At 69.8% G+C, this 22,216-nt stretch carries 26 protein-coding genes and 1 other RNA gene; 15 read left to right on the top strand and 12 right to left on the bottom strand.

All coding sequences use genetic code 11. The features are described from left to right. Window positions 1–2 precede the first annotated feature (2 nt). The 3 genes from GGR88_RS05630 to GGR88_RS05620 all read left to right on the top strand — a co-directional run bounded on the left by GGR88_RS05630 (window position 3) and on the right by GGR88_RS05620 (window position 3,621). Window positions 3–830 (top strand): 4-(cytidine 5'-diphospho)-2-C-methyl-D-erythritol kinase, encoded by an 828-nt coding sequence (locus GGR88_RS05630; RefSeq protein WP_167953606.1) that lies wholly within the window; start codon window positions 3–5, stop codon window positions 828–830. A 230-nt stretch (window positions 831–1,060) separates the two neighbouring features. Continuing rightward, window positions 1,061–2,428 carry an NAD(P)H-hydrate dehydratase gene (locus tag GGR88_RS05625; protein ID WP_342449726.1) on the top strand — a complete coding sequence of 456 codons (1,368 nt, stop codon included), beginning with the start codon at window positions 1,061–1,063 and terminating at the stop codon, window positions 2,426–2,428. Beyond that, window positions 2,425–3,621, top strand: coding sequence for a class I SAM-dependent RNA methyltransferase (locus GGR88_RS05620; RefSeq protein ID WP_167953604.1), 1,197 nt, complete (start codon window positions 2,425–2,427; stop codon window positions 3,619–3,621). The genes GGR88_RS05625 and GGR88_RS05620 overlap by 4 nt, the downstream gene beginning before the upstream one ends. A gap of 7 nt (window positions 3,622–3,628) precedes the next feature. On the opposite strand, the gene GGR88_RS05615 is transcribed toward GGR88_RS05620, so the two are convergent. The 4 genes from GGR88_RS05615 to GGR88_RS05600 all read right to left on the bottom strand — a co-directional run bounded on the left by GGR88_RS05615 (window position 3,629) and on the right by GGR88_RS05600 (window position 7,486). Further along, on the bottom strand, window positions 3,629–4,591 hold the full coding sequence (locus tag GGR88_RS05615; RefSeq protein ID WP_167953603.1) for an alpha/beta hydrolase: 963 nt from the start codon (window positions 4,589–4,591) through the stop codon (window positions 3,629–3,631). Window positions 4,592–4,660: 69 nt separating this feature from the next. Further along, window positions 4,661–4,930, bottom strand: a complete 270-nt coding sequence (locus GGR88_RS05610; RefSeq protein WP_167953602.1) for a hypothetical protein — start codon at window positions 4,928–4,930, stop codon at window positions 4,661–4,663. Between the two features lie 131 nt (window positions 4,931–5,061). Then, complete coding sequence (locus GGR88_RS05605) at window positions 5,062–6,141, bottom strand: 1,9-bis(guanidino)-5-aza-nonane synthase (RefSeq protein WP_167953601.1); 1,080 nt, start codon at window positions 6,139–6,141, stop codon at window positions 5,062–5,064. A gap of 124 nt (window positions 6,142–6,265) precedes the next feature. After that, window positions 6,266–7,486, bottom strand: a complete 1,221-nt coding sequence (locus tag GGR88_RS05600; RefSeq protein ID WP_167953600.1) for a type III PLP-dependent enzyme — start codon at window positions 7,484–7,486, stop codon at window positions 6,266–6,268. A gap of 182 nt (window positions 7,487–7,668) precedes the next feature. On the opposite strand from GGR88_RS05600, the gene GGR88_RS05595 reads away from it, so the two are divergent. From GGR88_RS05595 to GGR88_RS05585, 3 genes are all read left to right on the top strand, one after another. Then, window positions 7,669–8,580, top strand: coding sequence for a threonine ammonia-lyase (locus GGR88_RS05595; protein ID WP_245196620.1), 912 nt, complete (start codon window positions 7,669–7,671; stop codon window positions 8,578–8,580). Continuing rightward, on the top strand, window positions 8,577–8,741 hold the full coding sequence (locus GGR88_RS05590) for a hypothetical protein (RefSeq protein WP_167953599.1): 165 nt from the start codon (window positions 8,577–8,579) through the stop codon (window positions 8,739–8,741). Before GGR88_RS05595 ends, GGR88_RS05590 begins: the two co-directional genes overlap by 4 nt. A gap of 98 nt (window positions 8,742–8,839) precedes the next feature. Then, window positions 8,840–9,268, top strand: coding sequence for a hypothetical protein (locus GGR88_RS05585; RefSeq protein ID WP_167953598.1), 429 nt, complete (start codon window positions 8,840–8,842; stop codon window positions 9,266–9,268). A 19-nt stretch (window positions 9,269–9,287) separates the two neighbouring features. Here GGR88_RS05585 and GGR88_RS05580 read toward each other — a convergent pair whose 3' ends face one another. Further along, the gene (locus GGR88_RS05580) at window positions 9,288–9,944 is read right to left on the bottom strand and encodes an alpha/beta fold hydrolase (RefSeq protein ID WP_167953597.1); all 657 of its coding nucleotides are present in this window, start codon (window positions 9,942–9,944) and stop codon (window positions 9,288–9,290) included. A gap of 111 nt (window positions 9,945–10,055) precedes the next feature. Between GGR88_RS05580 and GGR88_RS05575 the strand changes: the two genes are divergently transcribed. From GGR88_RS05575 to GGR88_RS05535, 9 genes are all read left to right on the top strand, one after another. After that, window positions 10,056–11,129, top strand: coding sequence for a cysteine desulfurase family protein (locus GGR88_RS05575; protein WP_167953596.1), 1,074 nt, complete (start codon window positions 10,056–10,058; stop codon window positions 11,127–11,129). Further along, window positions 11,126–12,259, top strand: coding sequence for a cysteine desulfurase family protein (locus tag GGR88_RS05570; protein ID WP_167953595.1), 1,134 nt, complete (start codon window positions 11,126–11,128; stop codon window positions 12,257–12,259). Before GGR88_RS05575 ends, GGR88_RS05570 begins: the two co-directional genes overlap by 4 nt. After that, window positions 12,256–12,585, top strand: coding sequence for a 2Fe-2S iron-sulfur cluster-binding protein (locus GGR88_RS05565; protein ID WP_167953594.1), 330 nt, complete (start codon window positions 12,256–12,258; stop codon window positions 12,583–12,585). The genes GGR88_RS05570 and GGR88_RS05565 overlap by 4 nt, the downstream gene beginning before the upstream one ends. 62 nt (window positions 12,586–12,647) lie before the next feature. Further along, window positions 12,648–12,902: a hypothetical protein gene (locus GGR88_RS05560; RefSeq protein ID WP_167953593.1), complete on the top strand. Its 255-nt coding sequence runs from the start codon at window positions 12,648–12,650 to the stop codon at window positions 12,900–12,902. 42 nt (window positions 12,903–12,944) lie between these two features. After that, window positions 12,945–13,042, top strand: an RNA gene (gene ffs, locus GGR88_RS05555) — signal recognition particle sRNA small type. Between the two features lie 113 nt (window positions 13,043–13,155). Then, a complete protein-coding gene (locus GGR88_RS05550; RefSeq protein WP_167953592.1) occupies window positions 13,156–14,211 on the top strand; it encodes a hypothetical protein in 1,056 nt (351 codons plus the stop codon). A gap of 41 nt (window positions 14,212–14,252) precedes the next feature. Beyond that, the gene (locus GGR88_RS05545) at window positions 14,253–15,905 is read left to right on the top strand and encodes a DNA polymerase III subunit gamma/tau (protein WP_167953591.1); all 1,653 of its coding nucleotides are present in this window, start codon (window positions 14,253–14,255) and stop codon (window positions 15,903–15,905) included. After that, window positions 15,902–16,237: a YbaB/EbfC family nucleoid-associated protein gene (locus GGR88_RS05540; protein WP_167953590.1), complete on the top strand. Its 336-nt coding sequence runs from the start codon at window positions 15,902–15,904 to the stop codon at window positions 16,235–16,237. The genes GGR88_RS05545 and GGR88_RS05540 overlap by 4 nt, the downstream gene beginning before the upstream one ends. 60 nt (window positions 16,238–16,297) lie before the next feature. Next, a complete protein-coding gene (locus tag GGR88_RS05535; RefSeq protein WP_167953589.1) occupies window positions 16,298–16,579 on the top strand; it encodes a hypothetical protein in 282 nt (93 codons plus the stop codon). A gap of 7 nt (window positions 16,580–16,586) precedes the next feature. Here GGR88_RS05535 and mtgA read toward each other — a convergent pair whose 3' ends face one another. The 7 genes from mtgA to GGR88_RS05500 form a co-directional block, all read right to left on the bottom strand. After that, complete coding sequence (mtgA, locus tag GGR88_RS05530; RefSeq protein WP_425338463.1) at window positions 16,587–17,288, bottom strand: monofunctional biosynthetic peptidoglycan transglycosylase; 702 nt, start codon at window positions 17,286–17,288, stop codon at window positions 16,587–16,589. Between the two features lie 4 nt (window positions 17,289–17,292). Then, a complete protein-coding gene (gene galE, locus GGR88_RS05525; protein ID WP_167953587.1) occupies window positions 17,293–18,291 on the bottom strand; it encodes a UDP-glucose 4-epimerase GalE in 999 nt (332 codons plus the stop codon). Further along, window positions 18,288–18,917 (bottom strand): DsbA family protein, encoded by a 630-nt coding sequence (locus tag GGR88_RS05520; protein WP_167953586.1) that lies wholly within the window; start codon window positions 18,915–18,917, stop codon window positions 18,288–18,290. The genes galE and GGR88_RS05520 overlap by 4 nt, the downstream gene beginning before the upstream one ends. 37 nt (window positions 18,918–18,954) lie before the next feature. Then, window positions 18,955–19,590, bottom strand: a complete 636-nt coding sequence (locus tag GGR88_RS05515; RefSeq protein ID WP_167953585.1) for a hypothetical protein — start codon at window positions 19,588–19,590, stop codon at window positions 18,955–18,957. A gap of 22 nt (window positions 19,591–19,612) precedes the next feature. Then, window positions 19,613–20,551, bottom strand: a complete 939-nt coding sequence (locus GGR88_RS05510) for a TraB/GumN family protein (RefSeq protein ID WP_167953584.1) — start codon at window positions 20,549–20,551, stop codon at window positions 19,613–19,615. 32 nt (window positions 20,552–20,583) lie between these two features. Further along, a complete protein-coding gene (locus tag GGR88_RS05505) occupies window positions 20,584–20,790 on the bottom strand; it encodes a helix-turn-helix transcriptional regulator (RefSeq protein WP_167953583.1) in 207 nt (68 codons plus the stop codon). A gap of 87 nt (window positions 20,791–20,877) precedes the next feature. Beyond that, entirely contained in the window at window positions 20,878–22,209 is a 1,332-nt protein-coding gene (locus GGR88_RS05500; protein WP_167953582.1) for a NupC/NupG family nucleoside CNT transporter, read from the bottom strand. Between the last annotated feature and the right edge of the window lie 7 nt (window positions 22,210–22,216).

Genomic DNA, 22,216 nt, shown 5'->3' with positions numbered 1-22,216 from the left:
CCATGCCGCTTGTCGAAACCGGCTACGCCAAGATCAATCTGGCGCTCCACGTCCGCGCACGTCGCGCGGACGGCTATCATGAGCTGGAAACGCTGTTCGCCTTTGCCGCGGATGGCGACCGCCTGACGGCGGAGCCCGCCGACGATCTCAGCCTCCGGGTGGACGGGCCGTTCGCCGCCGGCCTGGGCGGTGACGACGATCTCGTGCTCCGCGCCGCACGCGTGCTCCGCGCCGCGTCGGGCATCACCGCTGGCGCCCGGCTCCATCTGACCAAGCAGCTCCCGGTGGCTGCCGGCATCGGCGGCGGGTCGGCCGATGCGGCCGCCGCGCTCCGGCTCCTCAGCCGCCTGTGGTCTGTTGAACATCCGCTCGCCGAGATTGCAGCCGGGCTCGGCGCCGACGTGCCGGCCTGCGTCGCCAGCCGCACTGTGCGCGGGGAGGGGGTGGGCGAACGCCTCCTTCCTGTTCCGTCAGCCGATCTCTCCGGCCTGCCCCTGCTCCTGGTCAATCCGGGGGTGCCGATGCCGACCGGCCCGGTCTTCGCCGGTTGGGACGGCGTCGATCGTGGCCCGCTCGCATCGGGTCCACCGCTCGCCGCCGCGCAGGCCGGGCGCAACGATCTCGCGCCCCCGGCCATGCATCTCGCGCCCGTGATCGGCGATCTGACGGCCGCGTTGAACGCGGCGCCCGGCATCATCCTCGCGCGCATGTCCGGCTCCGGCGCGACCTGCTTCGCCCTGTTCGAGGATATCGCTTCCCGCGACCGTGCTCATGCCGCCGTCCAGGCGCGCTATCCGAACGCCTGGTGTCTCGCAACGGAACTGCGCTGATCCCGGCTGTGCCGCTGCGGCACGACCAAAGCACCGCCGAACGGCCGATCGCCTGCATTTCCGTCGCTGGCACGCCCCTTGCGGCGGGTAGGGCGTCGGGTCGGCGCTCCCATCGGCGCCCGCCTGGAGACGGTCCGTGCGACGGCATGCATCGTCGGCGGGGGCGGGTGCCGGAACGCCCGCCCCCAATCCGCTTGCCCCGTGGCGGCACGACCTCCTATCGCCGCCAAGTGACTGCGCGCCCCATCCTGACCGCTGCCGAGATGCGCGATGCCGAACGCCGCTCGGGCCAGCCCGAACGCGACATGGTGGAACGCGCGGGGCTCGCGCTTGCCACCGCGATCGCGCGGTTCACCGGGCCGCTTCGGACGCTGGTGGTCGCAGGGCCCGGCAACAACGGTGCCGACGGCATGGTCGCCGCGCGCCATCTGGCGGCGGCCGGCTGGGACGTCGCGGTGGCGGTGGCCGGGCAGTCGCGGCCCGGCAGCGTCGCGGCGGAGCTTCGCGCCGACTGGCCGGGCCACCTCGCCGATCCCGCGGCGGCTGCCCCCGCGACCCTTGTTGTCGATGCGCTGTTCGGCACCGGCTTCGCCCGCCCGCTGGACGACGCCCTGATGGCCGCCGTCCTCCCGCTGTGGTCGGCAGCCAGGCTCCGCGTCGCCGCCGACCTGCCGAGCGGTGTCGATGCGGATACCGGCGCGGTCTTGTCCGATCTGCCGGCGGCGCACCTCACCATCGCCTTTGGCGCGCTGAAGCCCGCCCACCGCCTGCAACCCGCCGCCGGCCGCTGTGGCCGTGTCGCGGTCGCCGACATCGGTGTCGAGGTCGGCTCCACCCTGACCGAGCTGCCGCGTCCCCGTGTCCATCCGCCAACGGCGCAGAGCCACAAGTACAGCCGCGGCATGGTCGCGGTGGTGGCGGGCGCGATGCCTGGTGCCGCCGCGCTGGCGGCGTCCGCGGCGGCACGGGCGGGCGCCGGCTATGTGCTCCAGCTGATGGCCGGCGGCGCGCTCGACACCCACCCGCACGCGATTATGCGCCGCATCGTGTCGGCGGACGCCGTCGCCGAGCAGCTCGACGACGACCGGATCGGCGCGGTTCTGGTCGGCCCCGGGCTCGGTCGCGACGCCGATGCCCGCCGCCGGCTTGATGCCGCGCTCCTGTCTGGCAAGCCCCTCGTGATCGACGGCGACGCCCTCGCGCTCCTCACGCCGTCCCGGCTCTCCCGCCATCCCGGCAGCATCCTCACCCCGCATGACGGAGAATTCCGCCGCCTGTTCGGCGACCTTCCCGGCAGCAAGGTGGACCGTGCCCGCGCCGCTGCGGCCCGGACCGGCTGCACGCTTCTCCTGAAGGGCGCCGACAGCGTGGTCGCCGATCCCGACGGCCGCGCCGCCATCCTGCCGCCCGCCTCGCCCTGGCTCGCCACGGCCGGCACCGGCGACGTCCTCGCCGGCATCGTCGCGGCGCGCCGCGCGGCCGGGGACACGCCGTTCGACGCCGCCGCCGCCGGTGCCTGGCTCCATGCCGATGCCGCCGACCGCGTCGGCCCGGGGCTGATCGCGGACGATCTCCTCACGCACCTTGGGCCGCGATGAGCGAGGACACAGACCTCATCATCCGGATCGCCGCGCGGGGAGACGGCGTCACGGCGGACGGCCGTCACGCCCAATTCGCCGCGCCCGGCGACCGGCTGGACGGCGCGGGCCTCGTCCATCCCGGCCCCCATCACCAGCAACCACCCTGCCGCCACTTTCCCGAATGCGGCGGCTGCCAGCTTCAGCACGTCGACGACGACGCCTACCGCGCCTACCTGACGGACCGGGTTGCGGGCGCGCTCGACGGCGCCGGCGTCGCCCAATCCGTTATCCTCCCGCCGCACCTGTCGCCGCCGCGCACGCGCCGCCGTGCCAGCCTTCGGGCGGAACGCGTCGGCAAGCGGGTCGCGATCGGCTTCAACGCGGGCGGCAGCCACCGGATCGTTGACATGCGTGAATGCCATGTGCTGTCGCCCCGGCTGTTCGCGCTGGTCGACCCGCTCCGGCGGCTGCTCGCGCCGCTGTTGCCGCCGCGGCGGACGGCCACCATCACGATGACGCTCTGCGACCAGGGCGTGGACCTGGCGCTCGCCGGCGTATCGGTGGAGGGGCTGGCCGCTGCCGAAAGCCTCACCGATTTCGCCGCCGCGCAACAGCTCGCGCGCTTGTCGGTCGATGAAGGATATGGCGCCGAAAGCCGGTGGGAGCCGCGGCCCGCCACCGTCACGCTCGGCGGCGTCGCGGTGGCGCTTCCGCCCGGCGCGTTCCTTCAGGCCACGGGGGACGGGGAGGCGGCGCTGGTCGAGGGCGTCCTGCAAGCCACGGAGGGGGCGGAGCGCACCGCAGACCTGTTCGCCGGGCTCGGCACCTTTGCGCTCGCGCTCCCCGGCCGGGTGCTGGCGGCCGAAGCGGCGCGCGATGCGGTGTTGGCGCTGAAGGGCGCTGCCGGGAGGGCAGGGCGCCACCTCGCGGTCGACCACCGCGACCTTTACCGCCGCCCGCTTACCAGCGCGGAGCTGTCGTCCTTCGACGCCGCCGTCATCGATCCGCCCCGTGCCGGCGCCCGCGAACAGGTCGAACAGCTCGCCGCCGCCGATGTTGCGCGCCTGGCTTATGTCAGCTGCAATCCCGCCACGTTCGCCCGTGATGCGGCGATCCTCGTGGCGGGCGGGTGGCGGCTCCACTGGGTGCGGCCGGTCGGGCAGTTCCGCTGGTCCACCCACATCGAGCTGGTGGCCGCCTTCGCGCGCTGAGCGTCGGTCAGGCAGTCTCCCGCGCAGCGATCCAGCGTTCGAACAGGTCGGGCCATGTCCGTCCGGGTGCCCGCTCCGGCAGGTTCATCGCGCCGAAGCCGTGGCCGCCACGCTCCAGGAAGTGCGCCTCCACCGGCACCCGCTTCTCGATGGCGGCGTCGAACATCGCGCGCGGATGCGCCAGCGGCACCAGCGGATCGTCGAGGGCATGGACGATGAACAGTGGCGGCGATTCCGACGTCAGCCGGGCCGGGCCGTCGAACCGGCGATAGGTGCGGAAGGCCGCACTGTCGTCGCCCGGCCGCCCCAGCGCTCGGCCGCTCGTCACCGGATAGACGAGCCCGCTATAGGCCGGCCGCGCGGACAGCTGGTCGGCCGCGTCGACGGGCGCATAGACACGGTCGCCATGCGCGACCGTCAACGACGTGGCGAGGTGCCCGCCGGCTGAAAAGCCGACGATGCCCAACCGGTCCGGATCGATGCCGAACCCGCGCGCACCCTGCCGGATCAACCGCATGGCACGCTGCGCATCCTGCAACGGCACCGCCGTCTCGTCCGACCAACCCTCGCCGGGCAGGCGGTAGGCGAGTGCGAACACCGTGATCCCCTTCGGGTTCAGCACACTGGCGACGTCGATCCCCTCATTCTCGATCGAGACGAAGCCATATCCGCCGCCCGGGATGGTCAGGATTGCGCGACCGTCCGGACGTTCCGGCCGGAAGACCCCGACGATCGGCTCCGCCACGCCGCGCAGCCACAACTCCGGATTGGCCGGGTTGCCGTCCATGCGCGGATTGTAGGTGGGCAGCGTCGCCGGCGATCCCGGCGGTCGCCCGGGCCACAGCCGGATCGTCTCGCGCGGCGGCCATGCGGTCATCGCCGCGGCGCTCGTCTGGGCGGTTGCAGCGCCGCTCATCAGCGGCAACGCCATCCCGGCCGCGATCAGGCTGCGGCGATCGATCCCGTCCATGTCCAACTCCCTCGGCGCGGCCGGTGCTCTACCGCTCTCGCGCCTGTCTGCCGGGATAGATCCGGCGCTTCAAGGCCGCGCCCTCCGCCGCACGTCGTTGCTTGCGGTCCCTTGCGCGGGCTGGATCCAGCGTTCCCGCAGCCAGCCTTCCCACAGCATGTATCGCAGGGCGGTGGCCACCACGCCGATCGTGGCGGGAATGGTGATCGCGGGCAGGCGGATGAAGCCCGCCCAGGACGCGCAGCTCACGGCAAAGCACGCCCATTGCGCGCAGGCGATGCGTGTCCGGTTCCGCTCGATTGCGGCTCCGACGTGCATGATCCAGCGGCGCCACCCCATGGTCGACCCTCCACCAGCGTGGACAGGATCGTAGCACGAACGTGGTTCGGGATGGAGCGGCCAGAAAGAAGAACCGCGGCCGGGTACAAGGGCCCGACCGCGGCTCGGTCACGGGTTTCGCGGGAAGCGGATCAGGCGAACAGCTTGGCGTGCGCCCGCACCGCGCGGTCCTTCCACAGGCCGCGGTGGTACGCGTCGGACGCCAGCAGCGGCATCACGCTGGCTGCCTCGGCGAACACCATCTGCTCGATGCCCGTGTTCACCTTGCCCCACGATGCCGCCTCCTGCAGCGTCGATGAGGAGCAGGCGCCATCGCGCACGTCGGCGACGGTGATCTGCACCGCATACTTGTGCACCTCGACATCCTCATGGCCCAGGATCTCGGCACAAACGACCGTGTCCTGGATGAAGTTCTTGGGCACGCCGCCGCCGATCATCAGCAGGCCGGTGGTCCCGGCTGCGATCTTGATGTCGGTCAGCTCGCGGAAGTCGGCGATCGAATCGATCGTCAGGTACGGCTTGCCGGCCTTCATCGCATCGACCTGGTGCTTCACCAGCCCGAACCCCGCCGACGAATCGGTGAACGCCGGGCAGAAGATCGGCACGTCATGCTCATAGGCGAGCTTGACGAGGCTGTTCTCCTTCTTGCCATGCTCGACCAGATACTTGCCCATCTCGCGGATGAACGCGCGGCTGGAATAGGCCTTGGGCTCCAGCGTCTCGGCGATCTCGAAGATCGTGTGGTCGACGTTCTGGAGGTCTTCCTCGTCGATGTACGTGTCGTAGATGCGGTCGATGTAGAGCGACCGCAGCGTGTCGTCGTCGGGGATTTCCAGCGCCTGGTAATGCTTGTGGCCAAGGCCCTCGAAGAAATCCATGTCGACGATGGTGGCACCCGTGGCGACGATGCCGTCCACCATGTTGTTGCGAACCAGCTCGGCATAAAGGTCCATGCAGCCGGCGGCCGATGTCGACCCGGCGATCACCAGGAAGATGGAGCAATCCGGATCGGCCAGCATCTGGTTGTAGATGCCGGTGGCGCGCGCGAGATCGCGGCTGGTGAAGCTCATCTTGCCCATCGCGTCGATGATCGGGCGCGCGTCGAAGCTCTTGATGTCGATATGCTCGACGACGTTGGAGAGCAGCTCCGCCTTGCGGGTGTCGTTGATCGGCGCGTTGGCGGCTGCCGTCTTGGTCAGGGTGTCGGTCATTTCCGGATGATGCTCCGTGGTCACAAGAACCGCTGTCGTTCGATGGGGACGCGGAAACCCGTGAGGGCGGCGGGACGCACCGCGACCCGCCCCCTGTCAGTTCGTCAGGCCTGACGGCCGGACGTTACAGCTTGACGACGTTGTTGGCCGCCGGACGTTGCGCTGCATCATACAGCGTCACCATCGGCTCGTCGGTAACGACCACCGTCTCGACCGATCCGAACCCGTTGAAGCCGGTCCGCATCGCACAGCCATAGGCGCCGAGCATGCCGATCTCGACATAATCGCCCGCCCGGGTGACCGCCGGCAACAGGAACGGCCCGGCCATGTGGTCCAGGTCGTCGCAGGTCGGGCCGTAAAAGGAAAAGGCGATGTCCTTGGCCTCCGACTCCGGCTCGCGCAGCAGCGTGACCGGAAAGCGCCAGCCGATGTGCGCCGCATCGAACAACGCGCCATAGGCGCCGTCGTTGATGTAGAGCTCGTCGCCGCGCCGCTTCTCCACGCGCACCACCAGCGAGCTGTACTCGGCGCACAGCGCCCGGCCCGGCTCCGCCCAAAGCTCCGCCGAATAGCTGATCGGCAGGTCTTCGAACGCGCGGTGGATCGTCTGGAAATAGAGCTCCAGCGGCGGTGGCTCCATGCCCGGGTAGGAGGAGGGGAAGCCTCCACCCACGTCGATCACATCCACGGTCACCGCGGCATCGACAATCGCCTGGCGCACACGGTGCATGGCCTGCGCATAGGCGTCGGGCGTCATCGCCTGCGATCCGACATGGAAGCAGATGCCCAGGGCATCGGCCGCCTGACGCGCCGCGAACAGCAGCGCCTTCGCCTCGTCGGGCGCAACGCCGAACTTGGATGCCAGCGACAGCTTCGAATGCTCGGAGGACACGCGCAGCCGGACGCAGAGCGTCAGGTCGGTCGCGTTGCCCGTCGCCCGCATGATCTTCTCGAGCTCGTCCATCGAATCGAGCGAGAACACGCGCACGCCGTGATGCTCATAGGCCTCGGCGATCGCCTCCTCCGCCTTCACCGGGTGCATGAAGCACAAGGTGGCCTCCGGCAGCAGCCGCGACACCAGCCGCACCTCCGCAATCGAAGCGACGTCAAAATGCGTGATGCCGCTGTCCCACAGCAGCTGGATCAGCTCGGGCGAGGGGTTCGCCTTCACCGCATAGATCGACCGGCCCGGAAACTTCTCCACGAAGAAGCGGGCGGCCCGACGCGCGGCATGCGGACGGATCAGCGTAACCGGCTGCACCGGACGCGTGGCGGCAATGTCATGACCGGTGACGGCCTTGACGGGGGCGGCAGCTAGCCCCAGCGCGCGATGATGCTTGTGCAACTCAAGGGACCTCCAGTGGGCAGTTCGAAAAAGCTGCCTTGCGGTGGAAGTCCCATGGGGCAGCGGAGGCGCGATATATGGGGGGGTGTCCCCCCTGTAAAGACCGCTCCGCGCCGCAAGGATGAAAAGTGACAGTTTTGAGACAGCCTGAGCCCAAAAACATAGCTAAAGCATTGCAGAAGCTGGAAAAGGTCGTCGTGCCGACACCGCTCCTGCCACTCGACATCGGGGGCCCGGCGCCGCTCTGGTGCAAGGCCGAATCGCTCCAGCCGGTCGGCGCGTTCAAGCTGCGCGGGGCGTGGCACCGGCTGACCGACCTGTCGGACGATGAACGCGCCCGCGGAGTCGTCGCCTTCTCGTCCGGCAATCATGCGCAGGGCGTCGCTTGGGCGGCCCGCCGGCTCGGCATCGACGCCACCATCGTCATGCCGACCGATGCGCCTGCGGCTAAGCGCGCGGCCACGCTCGCCCTTGGTGCCGAGATCGTCGGCTACGACCGGGCGACCGAGAGCCGTGAAGCCATCGCCGCCGCGTTCGCCGCCGCGCGCGGCGCCACCCTCGTTCCCTCCTTTGACGATGCCTGGATCATCGAGGGGCAGGGGACGGCCGGTCTGGAGGCGGCGACGCAGATGGACGCTTGGGCGGGCGGCCCGCCCGACCGCGCGATCATCTGCTGCGGCGGCGGTGGGCTCGCTGCGGGCATCGCCCTCGCGCTGCCGGAAACGGAGATCGTGGTGGTGGAGCCCGAAGGCTGGGACGACATGGCCCGGTCGCTCGCCGCGGGCGAGATCCTGGCGGTCGGGCCCAATCCGCCACCGACCGCATGCGACGCGCTCCAGACGACCCGCGTGTCCCCGCTCACCTTCGGCGTGCTCCACGCCCGCGGTGCCCGCGGCGTCGCGGTGTCGGAAGAGGAGGTGCGTGCTGCCCAGCGTCTCGCCTTCTCCGCCCTCAATCTCGTGGTGGAGCCCGGCGGCGCCGTGGCGCTCGCCGCCGTCCTGGCGGGACGCGTCGCGGCAACCGCGCGCACGCTCGTCACCCTGTCGGGCGGCAATGTCGATCCGGCAGCCTTCGCGCGGGTGATCGCACGATGAGCGGGCTGTCCAATCTCCTCCTCAGCATCGCCATGCTCGCGGTGGGCGGCCTCGTCGCGGGCGCGGTCGCGATCTGGCGTCGCGGCGACCGGCGCAAGGGCCTGCTGATGGCGATCGCGGCGCTGGTGCTGCTCGGCAACGTCCTCATCCTGACCGTCTGATCGGGATTGCTCCGCCCGCCTGCGCTTGTCACAAAAGCCGGGTCGATTGAAGGAACGAAGGGGTGGGTATGTCGGTCTCGGTGTTGGTCGCTCTCGTGATGTCGCAGGCCGCGCCCGCGCCCGCCGCTCCGGTGCTGCAGCGGATGCTCGACTGCCGCCGGCTGCAGGACGGCGCCGCGCGGCTCGCCTGTTTCGACCGCGAGGCGGCGACCGTGGATGCCGCCCAGCAGTCGCGCGAGATCGTTGTGCTCGACCGCGACACGGCGGAGCGCGGCGCCCGCGCTGTCGAAACCGAACGCCGCCGGTTTGAGCCGTTCGAAGGCGTAATCGCCGGCGCGCGCCAACAGCCGAACGGCCGCTGGGTCCTGCGCCTGGAGGACGGCACGCAATGGGTTCAGGCGGATTCCGAAACCGTGCGGCGCGAACCGCGTGCCGGCCAAACGGTCGCTGTCCGTCCTGCGGCGATGGGCAGCTATTTCGCCAATATCGACGGGCAGCGCGCAATCCGTGTGCGGCCGCTTAATTGACGCGGCCGGGCGGGCAGGCTCACTTGATCGTGGATTTTGGATCCAGGCGCATGTCCAGGTAACGGTCCACCGATCCCATCAGCTGCGGCATCTCATGCTCGAAGAAGTGGTTCGCCTTCGGAATGGTGTCGTGATGGATGGTGATGTGCCGCTGCGTCCTCAGCTTGTCGACCAGCTTCTGGGTCGCGGCCGGTGTCGCCACCTCGTCCGCCTCGCCCTGGATGATGATGCCCGATGACGGGCACGGCGCCAGGAAGGTGAAGTCGTACATGTTCGCCGGCGGCGCGATCGAGATGAACCCGCGGATCTCCGGCCGGCGCATCAGAAGCTGCATGCCGATCCACGCGCCGAACGAGACGCCGGCCACCCAGGTGGTCTGCGCCTCATGGTGGAAGCTCTGCACCCAGTCGAGCGCGGACGCCGCGTCCGACAGCTCCCCGACGCCGTTGTCAAACGTCCCCTGGCTCTTGCCGACGCCGCGAAAGTTGAAGCGCAGCGTCGCGAAGCCACGCCGCACGAAGGTCTGGTAGAGCGCCTGCACGATCGCGTTGTTCATGGTCCCGCCTGCCGACGGATGCGGATGCAGGATCATGGCAACGGGCGCGCGCGGGCGGGGCGGGGGGCTGAAACGCCCCTCGAGGCGGCCTTCGGGTCCGGGGAAGATCACGGCTGGCATGGGGTGGAGGCGCTCTCGGGGCAAAAGGATCGGGATGTGCGGCTTCCCGCGACGGCCGGAGCCTATATAGACAGGGGTGCCCCCTCCGCAATTGTTCCGGAGCCGCACGTTTTGACGACCCGTCTCTACCTGGATCATGCGGCCGCCGCGCCGATGCTGCCGCAGGCGATCGCCGCGGTCACAGACGCGATGGCGCGCTGGGCCAACCCGTCGTCGCCGCACAAGGAAGGGCGCGCCGCCCGCGCCACGCTTGAGGATGCGCGCGATCGTGCGCGCGCCGCTTTGGGCTGGGATGGGGAGCTGCTGTTCACCTCGGGCGCCAGCGAATCGATCGCGCGGATCATGGCCGGCCCTGCCGATGCGCGCTTCGTGTCGGCGGTCGAGCATGACGCGGTGCTGCGGGCCGCGGGCGACGCCTTCCTGCTCCCCGTCGGCGCCGACGGGACGGTTGCGGTCGACACCCTGGTGGGTCGGCTCGGCGCTTCCGGCGCACGCCGGCCGCTGGTCGCCATCCAGGCGGCCAATGGGGAAACCGGCGTCATTCAGCCGCTGGCGGACCTCGCTCCGGTCGTCCGTCGCGCCGGCGGTCGGCTGCTGGCCGACGCCGCACAGGTGGCGGGCAAGGCGCCGCTCCCTCCCGCCGACCTCCTTACCCTGTCCGCGCACAAGTTCGGCGGCCCACCCGGCATCGGCGCGCTTCTCGTCCGCGATCTCGCCGACCTCGCGCCGACAGGTGGGCAGGAACGCGGCTATCGACCGGGGACGGAGAACCTGCCCGGCGCGATCGGGATGGCCGCCGCGCTGGAGGCGCAGCGCGCCTGGGCCGACCGGGCCCGCGATCTTCGCGCCCATCTGGACGGCGCGATCGAGGCGGCCGGTGGCGTCGTGGTGGCAAAGCGCACGCCGCGCCTTCCCAGCGTCGCCAGCTACCGCATGCCCGGCGTTCCATCCGCGCAGGCGCTCATCCAGTTCGACATGGCCGGCATCGCGGTGTCCGCCGGCAGCGCCTGCGCCTCCGGCAGCCTGCGCCCCAGCCATGTGCTTGCAGCCATGGGCTGGAACGAGGCGGAGGCGGCGGAGGTGATCCGCGTCTCGATCGGGCCCGACACCAGTCGCGCAGGCATCTACCGGTTCGTGGACGCCTGGCGCCGGATCGCCGCGGACGCTGCCCAGCGCGCGGCATGATCTATCTCGACCATCAGGCGACCGCGCCGCTGCTTCCCGCTGCCGCCGACGCGATGGCCCCCTGGCTCCTGCCTGAGGGATCGGCCAATCCGCACAGCGCCCACCGGGCCGGTCGCGCCGCCGCCGCAGCGGTCGAAGCCGCGCGCGCACAGCTTCTGGCGGCTTTGGGCGCTGGCGCGGGGGAGGGGCGGCTCGCCCTGACCGGCGGCGCGACCGAAGCGCTCAACTGGGCGCTGAAGGGAAGCTGGGATCGACGCCCGGCCAACCGGACCCGCATCGTCACCGCGCCCACCGAACATGCCGCCGTGCTCGACAGCCTCCACCATCTCGCCCGCCGCGGGGCGGAGCTCGTGATGCTCCCCGTTGATCCCCTGGGTCGCGTCGACGTCGCGGCCGCTGCCGAGGTGATCGAAGATTCCACCGCCATCGTCGCCCTCATGCACGTCAACAACGAGATCGGAACGGTCGGTCCGGTCGACGCCATCGGCCACCTCGCGCGCGCAGCGGGGGCGGTGATGGTCTGCGATGCGGTGCAGGGCTTCACCAAGCTGCCGATCCCGCTCGCCGCCTGCGACCTGGTGGCGATGTCGGCGCACAAGGTCGGTGGGCCCAAGGGCATCGGTGCGCTCTGGATGCGGGCCGGCATCGAACCAGAACCGCTGCTGCACGGTGGCGGGCAGGAAGCGGGCCTCCGATCGGGCACGGTCTCGCCCGCACTGGCGGCCGGTTTCGGCGCGGCGGCACGCTTCTCGGCCGATCATGCGGCTGCGACCCGGGCGCATCTTGCTGCCCTCCATGACCATGCGCGCCCCGCCTTCGGTGCGGAGTGGATCCTTAACGGCCCGCCGGCCGGCGCAGATCGCTGGCCCGGCAACCTCAACCTGCGTCTTCCCGGCCTCGACGCTGCCGCGCTCGTTTCCGGATTGCGCGACCTCGCCTTCTCCGTGGGCTCCGCTTGTGCCAGCGGCTCCGGCCGCCCCAGCCACGTGCTGCGCGCCATCGGCCTTTCCGATGCGGAGGCGCGCGCGAGCATCCGGCTCGGCTTCGGCCCTGGCACCACCGTTGATGAGGTCGACAGCGCCGTGTCACGCATCCGGGATGCGGCTCGCGCCCAGGGGCTCGCCGCATGATCCCTGTCCGCTTCACGGGAGCGCGCGGCACGATCACGGTTGATGCCGCGCCGGGCGACCGGCTGCTCGATGTCGCTCAGGCCGCCGACCAGCCACTGGAAGGGACGTGCGAGGGCGCGATGGCCTGCTCGACCTGTCACGTGATCGTCGATCCTGCCGATTTCGACCGCCTGCCGTTGGCATCGGATATGGAGGAGGACATGCTCGATCTCGCCGCGGGCGCGACCCGCACCAGCCGGCTGGCGTGCCAGATCATCCTTGATGAAAGCCTGTCCGGGCTCGCCGTGAGCATCCCTGCCGAGGCTCGTGACACCCGTCGGCGGTAACCTGCCGTTTGCTATTTTCGTGGCAGAAGCGGGCGGCAAGCCACAGGGAGGAAGCGGGCATCATGGTCAATCCGGGCGAGGTTACCGGCAGCAACGTCGACGTGATCGAGGTGCTGCGCGACACCGGCGTCAACGGCTTCTCCGTGGCTCGGCTTCGGGATTTCGGTCGCGAGCGCGTCGGGCTTCGCTGGAACGGAGACAGCGGAAACAAGGGCGCGCCGACCATGCATGGGCGGCCCCGCTGGTTCCTGGTCCCGGAAGAGGTCGCCGCGATCCTCGTCGACCATTATCGCGGTCAGGACAGCGCAGCCGCCTGAACGACGGAATGTTGCGGCGCGCATCGCAGCCGCTATATCGGGCGCGGGAGTCGGGCGGACGTGGTCGTCGCCAACCCGGTCAGATCCGGAAGGAAGCAGCCGTAACGATTTCGCCGCGGGTCGTTCCGGCTCCCACCGCGCAGGCAGCGAAAGGGCGTATGCTCCGTCCCACGCTGCCAAGCGCGACCGGCCTCATTAGGCGAGGACCGACGGCGCGGCTCCGCCGCGACCTGTGCCGAACGGCGGGATCAGCATGATCGGCAAGCACCTGGGGCGTTTCGACCGCTGGCTCTGGCGCGTCTGGCTCGCCTGTTCGGCTGCTGCCCTGATCGCCGTCTGGGGGCAGGTCCTTGTCGTCCTGCTGTTCATCACGATCGTCGGCGCGCCACTCGCCATGCTGATTCAGCAGGCGCCCGGTGCCTGGGTCTACCTGACGCTCGCTCTCCTTATCTACGTGCCGTTCCGCCTGGTCTTGCGCCGCACCAGTCCCGCGCTGCTCCTCGCCGCCGCTGCCGTCCCGCCGATCGCGGCAGGGTTCATTGTGCCTGTCCTCGCCAATCGCGAGACAAGGGCGCGGGTCGCCGCAATGGTCGGAGACGATGGCGGTCAGGTCCCAACCATCTCGCGTGGTTCCTCCATCACCTATGTGAACGACCTGCCCTCCGAGGATCCCAGATGCTCCGACATCTGCCAGCGACTGCTCTTCTCGCAAACAGCGTCCAGCTACACGGAAGGATCGCTGGGGGCTGATTGGGCCGTCGCCCCGCCGCTCCACCGTTACTATCTCGGGCCGCTCGACGGGCGGTGCAACAATGCCCGCCTCACCGCCAGCTACGCATCCCGGGAAGAGGCCGGCGATGTGCTGCCGCCGCCGCGGCTGTGGGATCGCCTCCCGGCGTTCATCGACGAAGGCCTCTGCTTCCATGCCGACCCGGCCGTGAACGCGCGCAGCGACTGGCTGATGGTCCAAAGCTACTTTCAGCATCGCCGCCGCGGCGGGGCGGGCGCGAAAGGCGCGCCTGACATCGACTTCTCCCTTCATCCGCTCCGTCCGGAGCAGCGGCGGGAGGTTTACCGCCGGGAGGGAGACACGCTCGTGCGCGTAATGCGTCGAACGGAGGTCCGCTATGCCCTCCTCGCCGTTCCGCTCTGGTTCGAACAGCCGATCGCTTTCAGCGGACCTTCTCCGGCACGGTGGCGCACCGGCGGCGATGCGATCGCAGGCTCCCGCATCGACGTCTACCGCCCGACCCGCTGGAACGGCTTCATCGCAAACGACATCAGGGTCGACGGGCTGCTCGCCCCCTGATGCTTCGACAGCGTCGCGCGGCCATCCTATATGGGGCGCAGATGTCCGACTCCCTCGATCTTGGTGAGCCGCCGCAGCCGGCGCCGTCCTCGCCCTACCGCGTGCTTGCGCGCAAGTACCGCCCGCGCACCTTTGCCGAACTGATCGGCCAGGACGCCATGGTGCAGACGCTGGGCAACGCCATCCGCCGCGACCGCATCGCCCATGCGTTCCTGATGACGGGCGTCCGCGGCGTGGGCAAGACGTCCACCGCCCGCCTCATCGCCAAGGCGCTCAACTGCATCGGCCCGGACGGGCAGGGTGGCCCGACCATCGATCCATGCGGCGTCTGCGAGCCGTGCCGCTCGATCGCCGAAGGCCGTCACATCGACGTGCTGGAGATGGACGCCGCCAGCAACACCGGCATCGACGACGTGCGCGAGATCATCGAGGCCGTCCGCTACGCCGCCGTGTCCGCGCGCTACAAGGTCTACATCGTGGACGAGGTCCACATGCTGTCGAAGGCCGCGTTCAACGGCCTGCTGAAGACGCTGGAGGAGCCGCCTCCGCATGTGAAGTTCATCTTCGCCACGACGGAGGTGAACAAGGTGCCCGTCACCGTCCTGTCGCGGTGCCAGCGGTTCGACCTGAAGCGCATCCCCCATGACGCTCTCGTCGCGCATTTCGCCGCCGTCGCCGGCGCGGAGGGCGTGGCGGTGGAGCGCGATGCCCTCTCGCTCATCGCGCGCGCCGCCGAAGGATCGGCGCGCGACGGCCTGTCCATGCTCGACCAGGCGATCGCCCATGCCGAGGGCGACGGCGGGGTGCGTGCCGAGGCCGTCCGGCGCATGCTGGGCCTGGCCGATCGCGGCATGGTCCGCCGGCTGCTGTCCGCGATCCTCGGCGGGGAAGCGCAGGCCGCGCTCGCCCTGCTGGCGGAGCAGCATGACTATGGCGCCGACCCGCAGGGCATCCTGCGCGCGCTGATGGAAACCGTGCATGCGATCACGCTCGCAAAGCATGGCGGCGCCGATCCGGCGGCCGTCGCCGACGAGCGCGCCGCCGTCGACGGGTGGGCGCAACAGCTCGGCCATGCCCGCCTCCACCGGCTCTGGCAGCTGCTGCTGAAGGGGCATGAGGAGGTGCAGCGCGCCCCCGTTCCCTTCCAGGCCGCGGAAATGGCCCTGCTGCGCGTCATCCATGCGGCCGAGCTTCCCGATCCCGGCGAGCTCATGAAGCGGATCATGGCGGGCGACATGCCGGCGCTTCCCGCGGCCGGCGCGCCGCCGGCACAGGCCGATCCGCGGCCGGCCGAACCGGTCGCCGCCGCCCCGACCTTGCCGGGCGACTTTCCCGCGCTCGTCGCCCTTCTTGAACGCGGGGGGCGACACGGCCTCGCCCAGCGGCTCCACGATGACGCGCGGCTCGTCGGCTATGCGCCGCCGGCCCTGTCGCTCGCCATGCACCGCCCCGACAGCGACAGCTTCGTGCGCGACCTCGCCGCCGCGCTCAAGGCGATCACCGCCACGGCCTGGTCGATCACCTTGTCGGATCAGCCCGGCGCGCCCTCGCTGCGCGAGCAGGATCTTGAGCGTGAGCGCGCGGCGCGACAGGACGTGCTCGACACGCCCATCGTGCGGGCGGCACTTGCCGCCTTCCCGGACGCCGAACTCATCGACCACTATCACCCGCAGGAACGAAAGGCGGCCTCGTGAAGGACATCAACGAATTCATGAAAGCGGCGCAGGATGCCGCGCAGCGCGTGCAGCAACAGATGCAGGGCGCGCAGGAAAGCCTCGACAAGATCGAGGTCGAAGGCGCGTCGGGCGGCGGCCTGGTCAAGGTGCGTGCCACGGCCAAGGGCCGCATCCTTGGCGTCCAGATCGACGATTCGCTGCTCCAGCCGTCGGAAAAGGCGATGCTGGAGGATCTGGTTGCCGCCGCCTTCAACGACGCCAGGGCAAAGGCGGACGCCGCCTCCGGCGAGGAGATGAGCAAGATGACCGCGGGCATCCCGCTGCCGCCCGGGTTCAAGCTGCCTTTCTGATCCGGAACGCCCCCGTCACAATTGCGTTTGCGCCCTCATCAGGAAAGAGGGAGACGGATCATGGCAGACGAGCGGATCACCGAGCGCGACGACGGCGTGGTGCATGAGCGCGTGACGGAACGGGACGGCCCGCACACCACCACGGTCATCGAGCGTCGCGGGTCGGGCATGACACCGGTTCTGCTCCTGCTCGTCCTCGTCGCGCTGGCGGCGATCGCCTACTTCCTTTTCGTCGGCAACGAGCGGGAGAGCGCGACCGACGGTGCCGTCACCGACGCGGCAACCGCGGTCGAAGGCGCCGCCAAGGATGTGGGCGACGCTGCCCGCAAGGCTGTCGACTAAGGGGTTCTCAAAGGCACCCGGCGTCGACGCTCCGCATGCGACGCTGGATCGATGCGCCGTACCGGCGGGTAAAGCCGGACGGCGCGATCGCCTCGCGTCGCTTGGGCAGCGGCAGCACCGCCGCGATGCGGGCGGCCTGCTGCGACGTCAGCGACGATGCATCCTTCTTGAAATAGCGCTGGGCGCCGGCATTGACGCCGTATGTCCCGATCCCGGTCTCGGCGATGTTGAGGTAAACCTCCATGATCCGCGGCTTGCCCCAGACAAGCTCGATCAGCAGGGTGAACCAGGCCTCCAGGCCCTTTCGGAAATAACCGCCCCCTTGCCACAGGAACGCGTTCTTGGCGGTCTGCTGGCTGATGGTGGATCCACCGCGGATCCGGCCGCCGCGGGCGTTCTGCTGCATCGCCTGCGCGATCGCATCGACGTCGAAGCCATGATGGCTGCAGAACCGCGCGTCCTCCGCCGCGATCACCGCGCGCGCCATGTCGCGGTCGATGTCATCCAGGCTCATCCAGTCCTTGGTCACGCTGCGCCCCGCCAGCAGGTCGCCGGCCATCGTGAAGGTGAAGGGCGGGGGCAGGAAGCGGTACGCCGCCACCCACAACAACGACCCCAGCACGAACACCACCACCGCCTTCAGGAAGAAGGCGACGATCCTGCCGACGACGCCACGTTTCCGGCGGATGGCTCGTTTCGCCCGCGCCACCCGATCAGCTCCGGCGTTCGGCCAGCTGCCGCTCCCATGCCAGCGCATCGGCGATGATCTGGCCCAGGTCGTCGCGCGCGGGCCGCCAGTCGAGCGTCGACAGGATCCGGTCGTTGGCGGCCACCAGCGCGGCGGGGTCGCCCGCGCGCCGGCCCTCGATCCGCCGTTCGATGCTCATGTTCGTCACCCGGTCCACGGCATCGAGCACCTCCAGCACGGATGCGCCGCGACCATAGCCGCAGTTGAGCTTCAGGTTGCGGGCGGGCTCGGCCTCCAGCGCTTCCAGCGCGGCCAGATGCGCTGCCGCCAGGTCGCTGACATGGATGTAATCGCGCACGCCCGTCCCATCGGGCGTGTCATAGTCGGTGCCATAGACGCCGACATGGCCGCGCTTCCCCGTCGCCGCTTCGACCGCCACCTTGATGAGGTGCGTCGCGCCCACCGTCGACTGCCCGGACCGCCCCTTCGGATCGGCGCCCGCCACGTTGAAGTAACGGAGTGCGGCGAAGTTCATCGGGTGCGCGGCCGCCACATCCTCCAGCATGCGCTCGGTCATCAGCTTCGACATGCCGTACGGGTTGATCGGGCGCTGCGGCGCGTCCTCGTCGATGGGGCTCACCTCCGGCGTGCCATAGGTCGCTGCCGTGGACGAGAAGATGAAGTGGCTGACGCCGCCCGTCACCGCCGCCTCGATCAGCGCGCGGGAAGCGGCCGTGTTGTTCCGGTAGTATTTCAGCGGGTTCTCGACCGATTCCGGCACGATGATCGACCCGGCGAAGTGCATGATCGCGCCCACCTGGTGCCGTGCGATGACGTCGCCGACCAGATCCATGTCGGCGATGTCGCCCTCCTGGAACGGCACCGCCTCCGGCACGGCCCAGCGCATGCCGGTGACCAGATTGTCCATCACGACCACCGGGCGCCCGGCGTCGAGCAACGCAAGAACGGCGTGGCTGCCGATATAGCCGGCTCCGCCCGTCACCAGCACCGTTGATCCGCTCATCCCTGTCGCTCCTGCTCTCGCGCCGCCCGCTCGAACAATCGGGCAAAGCCGGCCTCGTCCAGGGCGCCTTCCACCCGGATCGGTCCGGCGAGATAGCCCGGTGTCCCGCGCAATCCCAGCGCGAACGCCTGGTTGCCATTCTGCTGGAGCCGATCGGTGACGATCGGACCGTTCGCCCCCGCCTGTGCGGCGCTCCAGTCCGCGCCCGCGTCCAGCACGGCGCGTTCCAGGCTGGCGTCGTCCAGCGCGGCGGCCTTCATCAAACCGTCGTGAACCGCAAGGTAGCGGCCCTGCGCGTCCGCCGCGATCGCGATGCGCGCCGCCCGCTCGGATTGCGGCCCAAGGACCGGCCAGTCGCGCAGGAGCAGAAGCACGTCGGCGTCGGCCGCCGCCGCCATCATCGGTGCATGGGCCGCCCGGCAATTGGGGCAGCGATAATCGGTGAACACGGCCATCCGGACGGCGGCATCGTCGGCCCCGGCACGCGGCCCCTCCGCCCTCAGGACGCTGTCGGTCAGGTCAGGCTGTTCGATGACGTCGCCATCCGGCCGTACCGCGCGCAGGGCGTACATGCCGCCGACGCCGGCCACCACCGCCAGGATCAATCCGCGCCGTCCGATCGTCACCCGCACCGCGTTGCAGATCGGCTTGGCGGCGGCAAGCCTAGTGTTCGGCGAGCCCGCTTCGCACCGACACCGTGGTCGCGACGACCAGATAGGTGCCCATCAGCACCACCAGCAGCGGCCAGCTTCCGATCGGATCGACCAGCGTCATCCGCTCCGCCGCCGCCCACAGGAAGAACAGTCCCTGCAGCAGCCAGAAGCAGATCGCGGCCGATCTGACGACAACCGCCCGGACCAGCTCGTCGCCGTCCATCCACAGCTTCAGGTTGACCCAGCTTTCGATGGCGATCAGCGCCGCGATGGCGGCGTAGATCGCCGTCAGCGTCCCCCGCGCGGGTGTCAGGATCGTGACGATCGGCGGGGCTGCGAACAGCAGCCCCGCCAGCACGCTGACCACGCCCGTCCGCCGGGCGAAGCGCAAGAGGTCGGCATCCGGGGCCTCGCCGGGCTCGACGCCGCTGCCGAGCCGCCGGTAGGTTGCGGCATTGACGCCGATGAACAGGGTATAAAGCCCGCTACCCGCCAGCAGCAGCGCCACGAACAGGCCGATCAGGTCGGCCGCCGAGAACAGCTCGGCCTGCGCCAGGATCAGGTGGGCGCCGGCCGCCCCGACCGCGGCGCCGACCAGAAAGCCGACGGCGATCCTGACCAGTTTGGCGCGATCGATGCTCGGCATGGCTCCCTCCCGATGCTGCGGTTCAGTACGCCTCGCGTGTCGCGGTCAGGTCGTGGCGGCGCAGCTGCTGCTGCACGCTGCCCTCGCCGGCCAGGTGGCCCGCGCCCACGGCCATGAAGACCGTTCCCGGCCGCTCCATGCGGGCGTCGATCCAGTCTGCCCAGCGCGCATTCCGGTCGGTCAGCAGCGCGCGCGCTGCCTCGGGCACCTCCAGCATCTGTTCGTTCATGGTGGCGGCAAGCGCGTCCGGATCGCCGGCGCCCCACTCGCGCACCATCCTGTCGATCGTCGGCCCGACATCGTCGAACTCGTCGACCGTCTTCACCAGGATCCGGGTCTGGACCGGTAGCGGCAGGCTGTCGAAGAAGCCGATCTGCTGCTCGGCCGTCTCCAGTGCCTCGACCCGCTTCGACGCGGCCCGGGCCGCGGCCTGCAGCTCGTTGTCGACCCCCTTGCTGGGATCGTAGCCGAGCGCGGGCAGGGGCATCAGCGCGATCACCGTGGACGCGAACCAGGGTTCGAACGGCTCCATTGCGGTTGGCGGCGCACCGACCGACTGCAGCGCCGCGCCCAGCTTGGTCTGCTGTTCGGGCGTCAGGTGCGTTGACAGCCCCTTGCCGGGCGCTGCCATGGCGGTGCGTCCCACCAGCGCCTGCATCTCCTGCGGGTTCGGCTCGATCATCTCGACGACCAGCGTGTCGGATGCGTCGAACGCGTCCTTTACCGCTTCGTCGAACCAGCCGAGGCCCGGCTTCAGCAGGTGAACCGTGCCGAACAGATAGATGGTCGTGTCCTCGTCACGCACGACCCACAGCGCCGGGTCGACGTCGGTGACAGCGGCTGGCGTCGCGGGAGTCGACGTGGCGGGCGCGGGCGCGGCGACCGGCGGGGTCGTCTGCGCGGCCGCGGGCGCCGCGAACAGCGCGGTGCAGGCAAGCAGGACATGGCGAAAGCGGGTCATGGTCATGCTCCTCTGTGCGGGCCGGACGGCGGTCATGCGGCCGGTTCCCACGGATCGTTGAAGATCTCGTCGACCGGCAGGCCAAACAGCTTGGCCATCCGCATCGCGAGCGGCAGGCTCGGGTCGTATTTGTCGGTCTCGACCGCGTTTATCGTCTGCCGCGATACGCCCAGCCGCTGGGCCAGATCGCCCTGGCTCCAGCCGCGCTCTGCCCGCAGCACCCGGAGGCGGTTCTCCAACTGACAAGAACTCCCGACACTATGACAAGAGCTCTTTACATTGGCAGCGTCGGAGCTGTCAAAGCCTTTCGAGCGTCAACTTGGGCCTCATGCCGTGATCATCAGCCCGGCCAGCGCCGCACTCATCAGGTTCGCCAGCGACCCCGCCACCAGCGCGCGCAGCCCAAGCTTTGCGATCATCGGCCGCTGATTGGGGGCAAGGCTCCCGGTCACCGCCATCTGGATCGCGATGGAGGAGAAGTTGGCAAAACCGCACAATGCAAAGGTGACGATGGCCACCGTGCGCGGGCTCAGCGTCGTCTGCTGCGCCCCAAGGCTGATGAAGGCAACGAACTCGTTCAGCACGACCTTCTGGCCGAACAACCCGCCGGCCGCGCCCGCCTCCGACCAGGGCACCCCGATCAGCGCCATGACCGGGGAAAAGACAAAGCCGAGCAGCCGCTCGAAGCTCAGCCCCTCGATCCCGACCAGGTTGCCCGCGCCGCCAAGCAGACCGTTGGCCAGCGCGACCAGCGCCACGAACGCCAGCACCATGGCACCCACCGCCACCGCCAGCCGCACGCCCGTTTGGGCGCCCTGCGCCGCCGCCATGATGATGTTCGCCGGCCGCTCCTCGTCATGTGTGGCCTCGGGCATCGGCTCGCCTGGCGTGCCTTCCGGCAGCAGCGCCGCCGGCCCCTTGCCGCTGATCCGTTCGCCCGCGATCTCGATGCGACGATCCTCGCTCGGCTCGTCGCCCAACGGCAGCTGCCCTTCGCGCATGACAGGCATGTCGGGCATGATGATCTTGGCCATCAGGATACCCCCCGGCGCCGCCATGAAGGACGCCGCCAGCAGATAGTCGATCGAAATCCCCATGGATGCGTAGGCGGCCAGGATGGTGCCGGCCACACCAGCCATGCCGCTCGTCATGACGGTGAACAGCTGCGCAGGGGTTAGCGCGGCCAGATAGGGCCGGATGACGAGCGGGGACTCGCTCTGTCCGACGAAGATGTTGGCAGCAGCGCAGAGCGACTCCACCCTGCTGATGCCGGTCACCTTCTCGATGCCGCCGCCGATCCACCGAACGGCCTTCTGCATGGCGCCGACATAATAGAGGATGGAGACGAGCGCGGCGAAGAAGATGATCACCGGCAATGCCTGGATCGCGAAGTTCTGGCCAAGCCGATCCGATGCCAGCTCGCCGAACAGGAAGCTGGTCCCTGCGTTGGCGTAGCTCAGCAGGTTGGCGACACCGCTCGACATCCAGCCAATGAGGACGCGGCCCGCAGGTACGTAGAGCACCAGAACAGCGATCGCGACTTGGAGCAGGAAGGCAGGGGCGACCACGCGCATCCGGATCGCGCGTCGGTTTGTGGACAGGAGAACGGCGAGCAGAAGAATGAACGCTATGCCGACGAGTCCGATCAGATGCTGCAACGCGCTT

It is taken from the genome of Sphingomonas jejuensis (assembly GCF_011927695.1).
GTDB lineage: Bacteria > Pseudomonadota > Alphaproteobacteria > Sphingomonadales > Sphingomonadaceae > Sphingomonas_K > Sphingomonas_K jejuensis.
This window is presented reverse-complemented; position numbering and strand designations above follow the sequence as displayed.

Coding starts and splice junctions, on each gene's coding strand:
- GGR88_RS05550 (WP_167953592.1), top strand. CDS start 13,156: ATGATCGGCAAGCACCTGGGGCGTTTCGACCGCTGGCTCTGGCGCGTC.
- GGR88_RS05565 (WP_167953594.1), top strand. CDS start 12,256: ATGATCCCTGTCCGCTTCACGGGAGCGCGCGGCACGATCACGGTTGAT.
- GGR88_RS05630 (WP_167953606.1), top strand. CDS start 3: ATGCCGCTTGTCGAAACCGGCTACGCCAAGATCAATCTGGCGCTCCAC.
- GGR88_RS05560 (WP_167953593.1), top strand. CDS start 12,648: ATGGTCAATCCGGGCGAGGTTACCGGCAGCAACGTCGACGTGATCGAG.
- GGR88_RS05610 (WP_167953602.1), bottom strand. CDS start 4,930: ATGGGGTGGCGCCGCTGGATCATGCACGTCGGAGCCGCAATCGAGCGG.
- GGR88_RS05590 (WP_167953599.1), top strand. CDS start 8,577: ATGAGCGGGCTGTCCAATCTCCTCCTCAGCATCGCCATGCTCGCGGTG.
- GGR88_RS05535 (WP_167953589.1), top strand. CDS start 16,298: ATGGCAGACGAGCGGATCACCGAGCGCGACGACGGCGTGGTGCATGAG.
- GGR88_RS05570 (WP_167953595.1), top strand. CDS start 11,126: ATGATCTATCTCGACCATCAGGCGACCGCGCCGCTGCTTCCCGCTGCC.
- GGR88_RS05620 (WP_167953604.1), top strand. CDS start 2,425: ATGAGCGAGGACACAGACCTCATCATCCGGATCGCCGCGCGGGGAGAC.
- GGR88_RS05510 (WP_167953584.1), bottom strand. CDS start 20,551: ATGACCCGCTTTCGCCATGTCCTGCTTGCCTGCACCGCGCTGTTCGCG.
- GGR88_RS05515 (WP_167953585.1), bottom strand. CDS start 19,590: ATGCCGAGCATCGATCGCGCCAAACTGGTCAGGATCGCCGTCGGCTTT.
- GGR88_RS05615 (WP_167953603.1), bottom strand. CDS start 4,591: ATGGACGGGATCGATCGCCGCAGCCTGATCGCGGCCGGGATGGCGTTG.
- GGR88_RS05580 (WP_167953597.1), bottom strand. CDS start 9,944: ATGCCAGCCGTGATCTTCCCCGGACCCGAAGGCCGCCTCGAGGGGCGT.
- GGR88_RS05545 (WP_167953591.1), top strand. CDS start 14,253: ATGTCCGACTCCCTCGATCTTGGTGAGCCGCCGCAGCCGGCGCCGTCC.
- GGR88_RS05605 (WP_167953601.1), bottom strand. CDS start 6,141: ATGACCGACACCCTGACCAAGACGGCAGCCGCCAACGCGCCGATCAAC.
- galE (WP_167953587.1), bottom strand. CDS start 18,291: ATGAGCGGATCAACGGTGCTGGTGACGGGCGGAGCCGGCTATATCGGC.
- GGR88_RS05585 (WP_167953598.1), top strand. CDS start 8,840: ATGTCGCAGGCCGCGCCCGCGCCCGCCGCTCCGGTGCTGCAGCGGATG.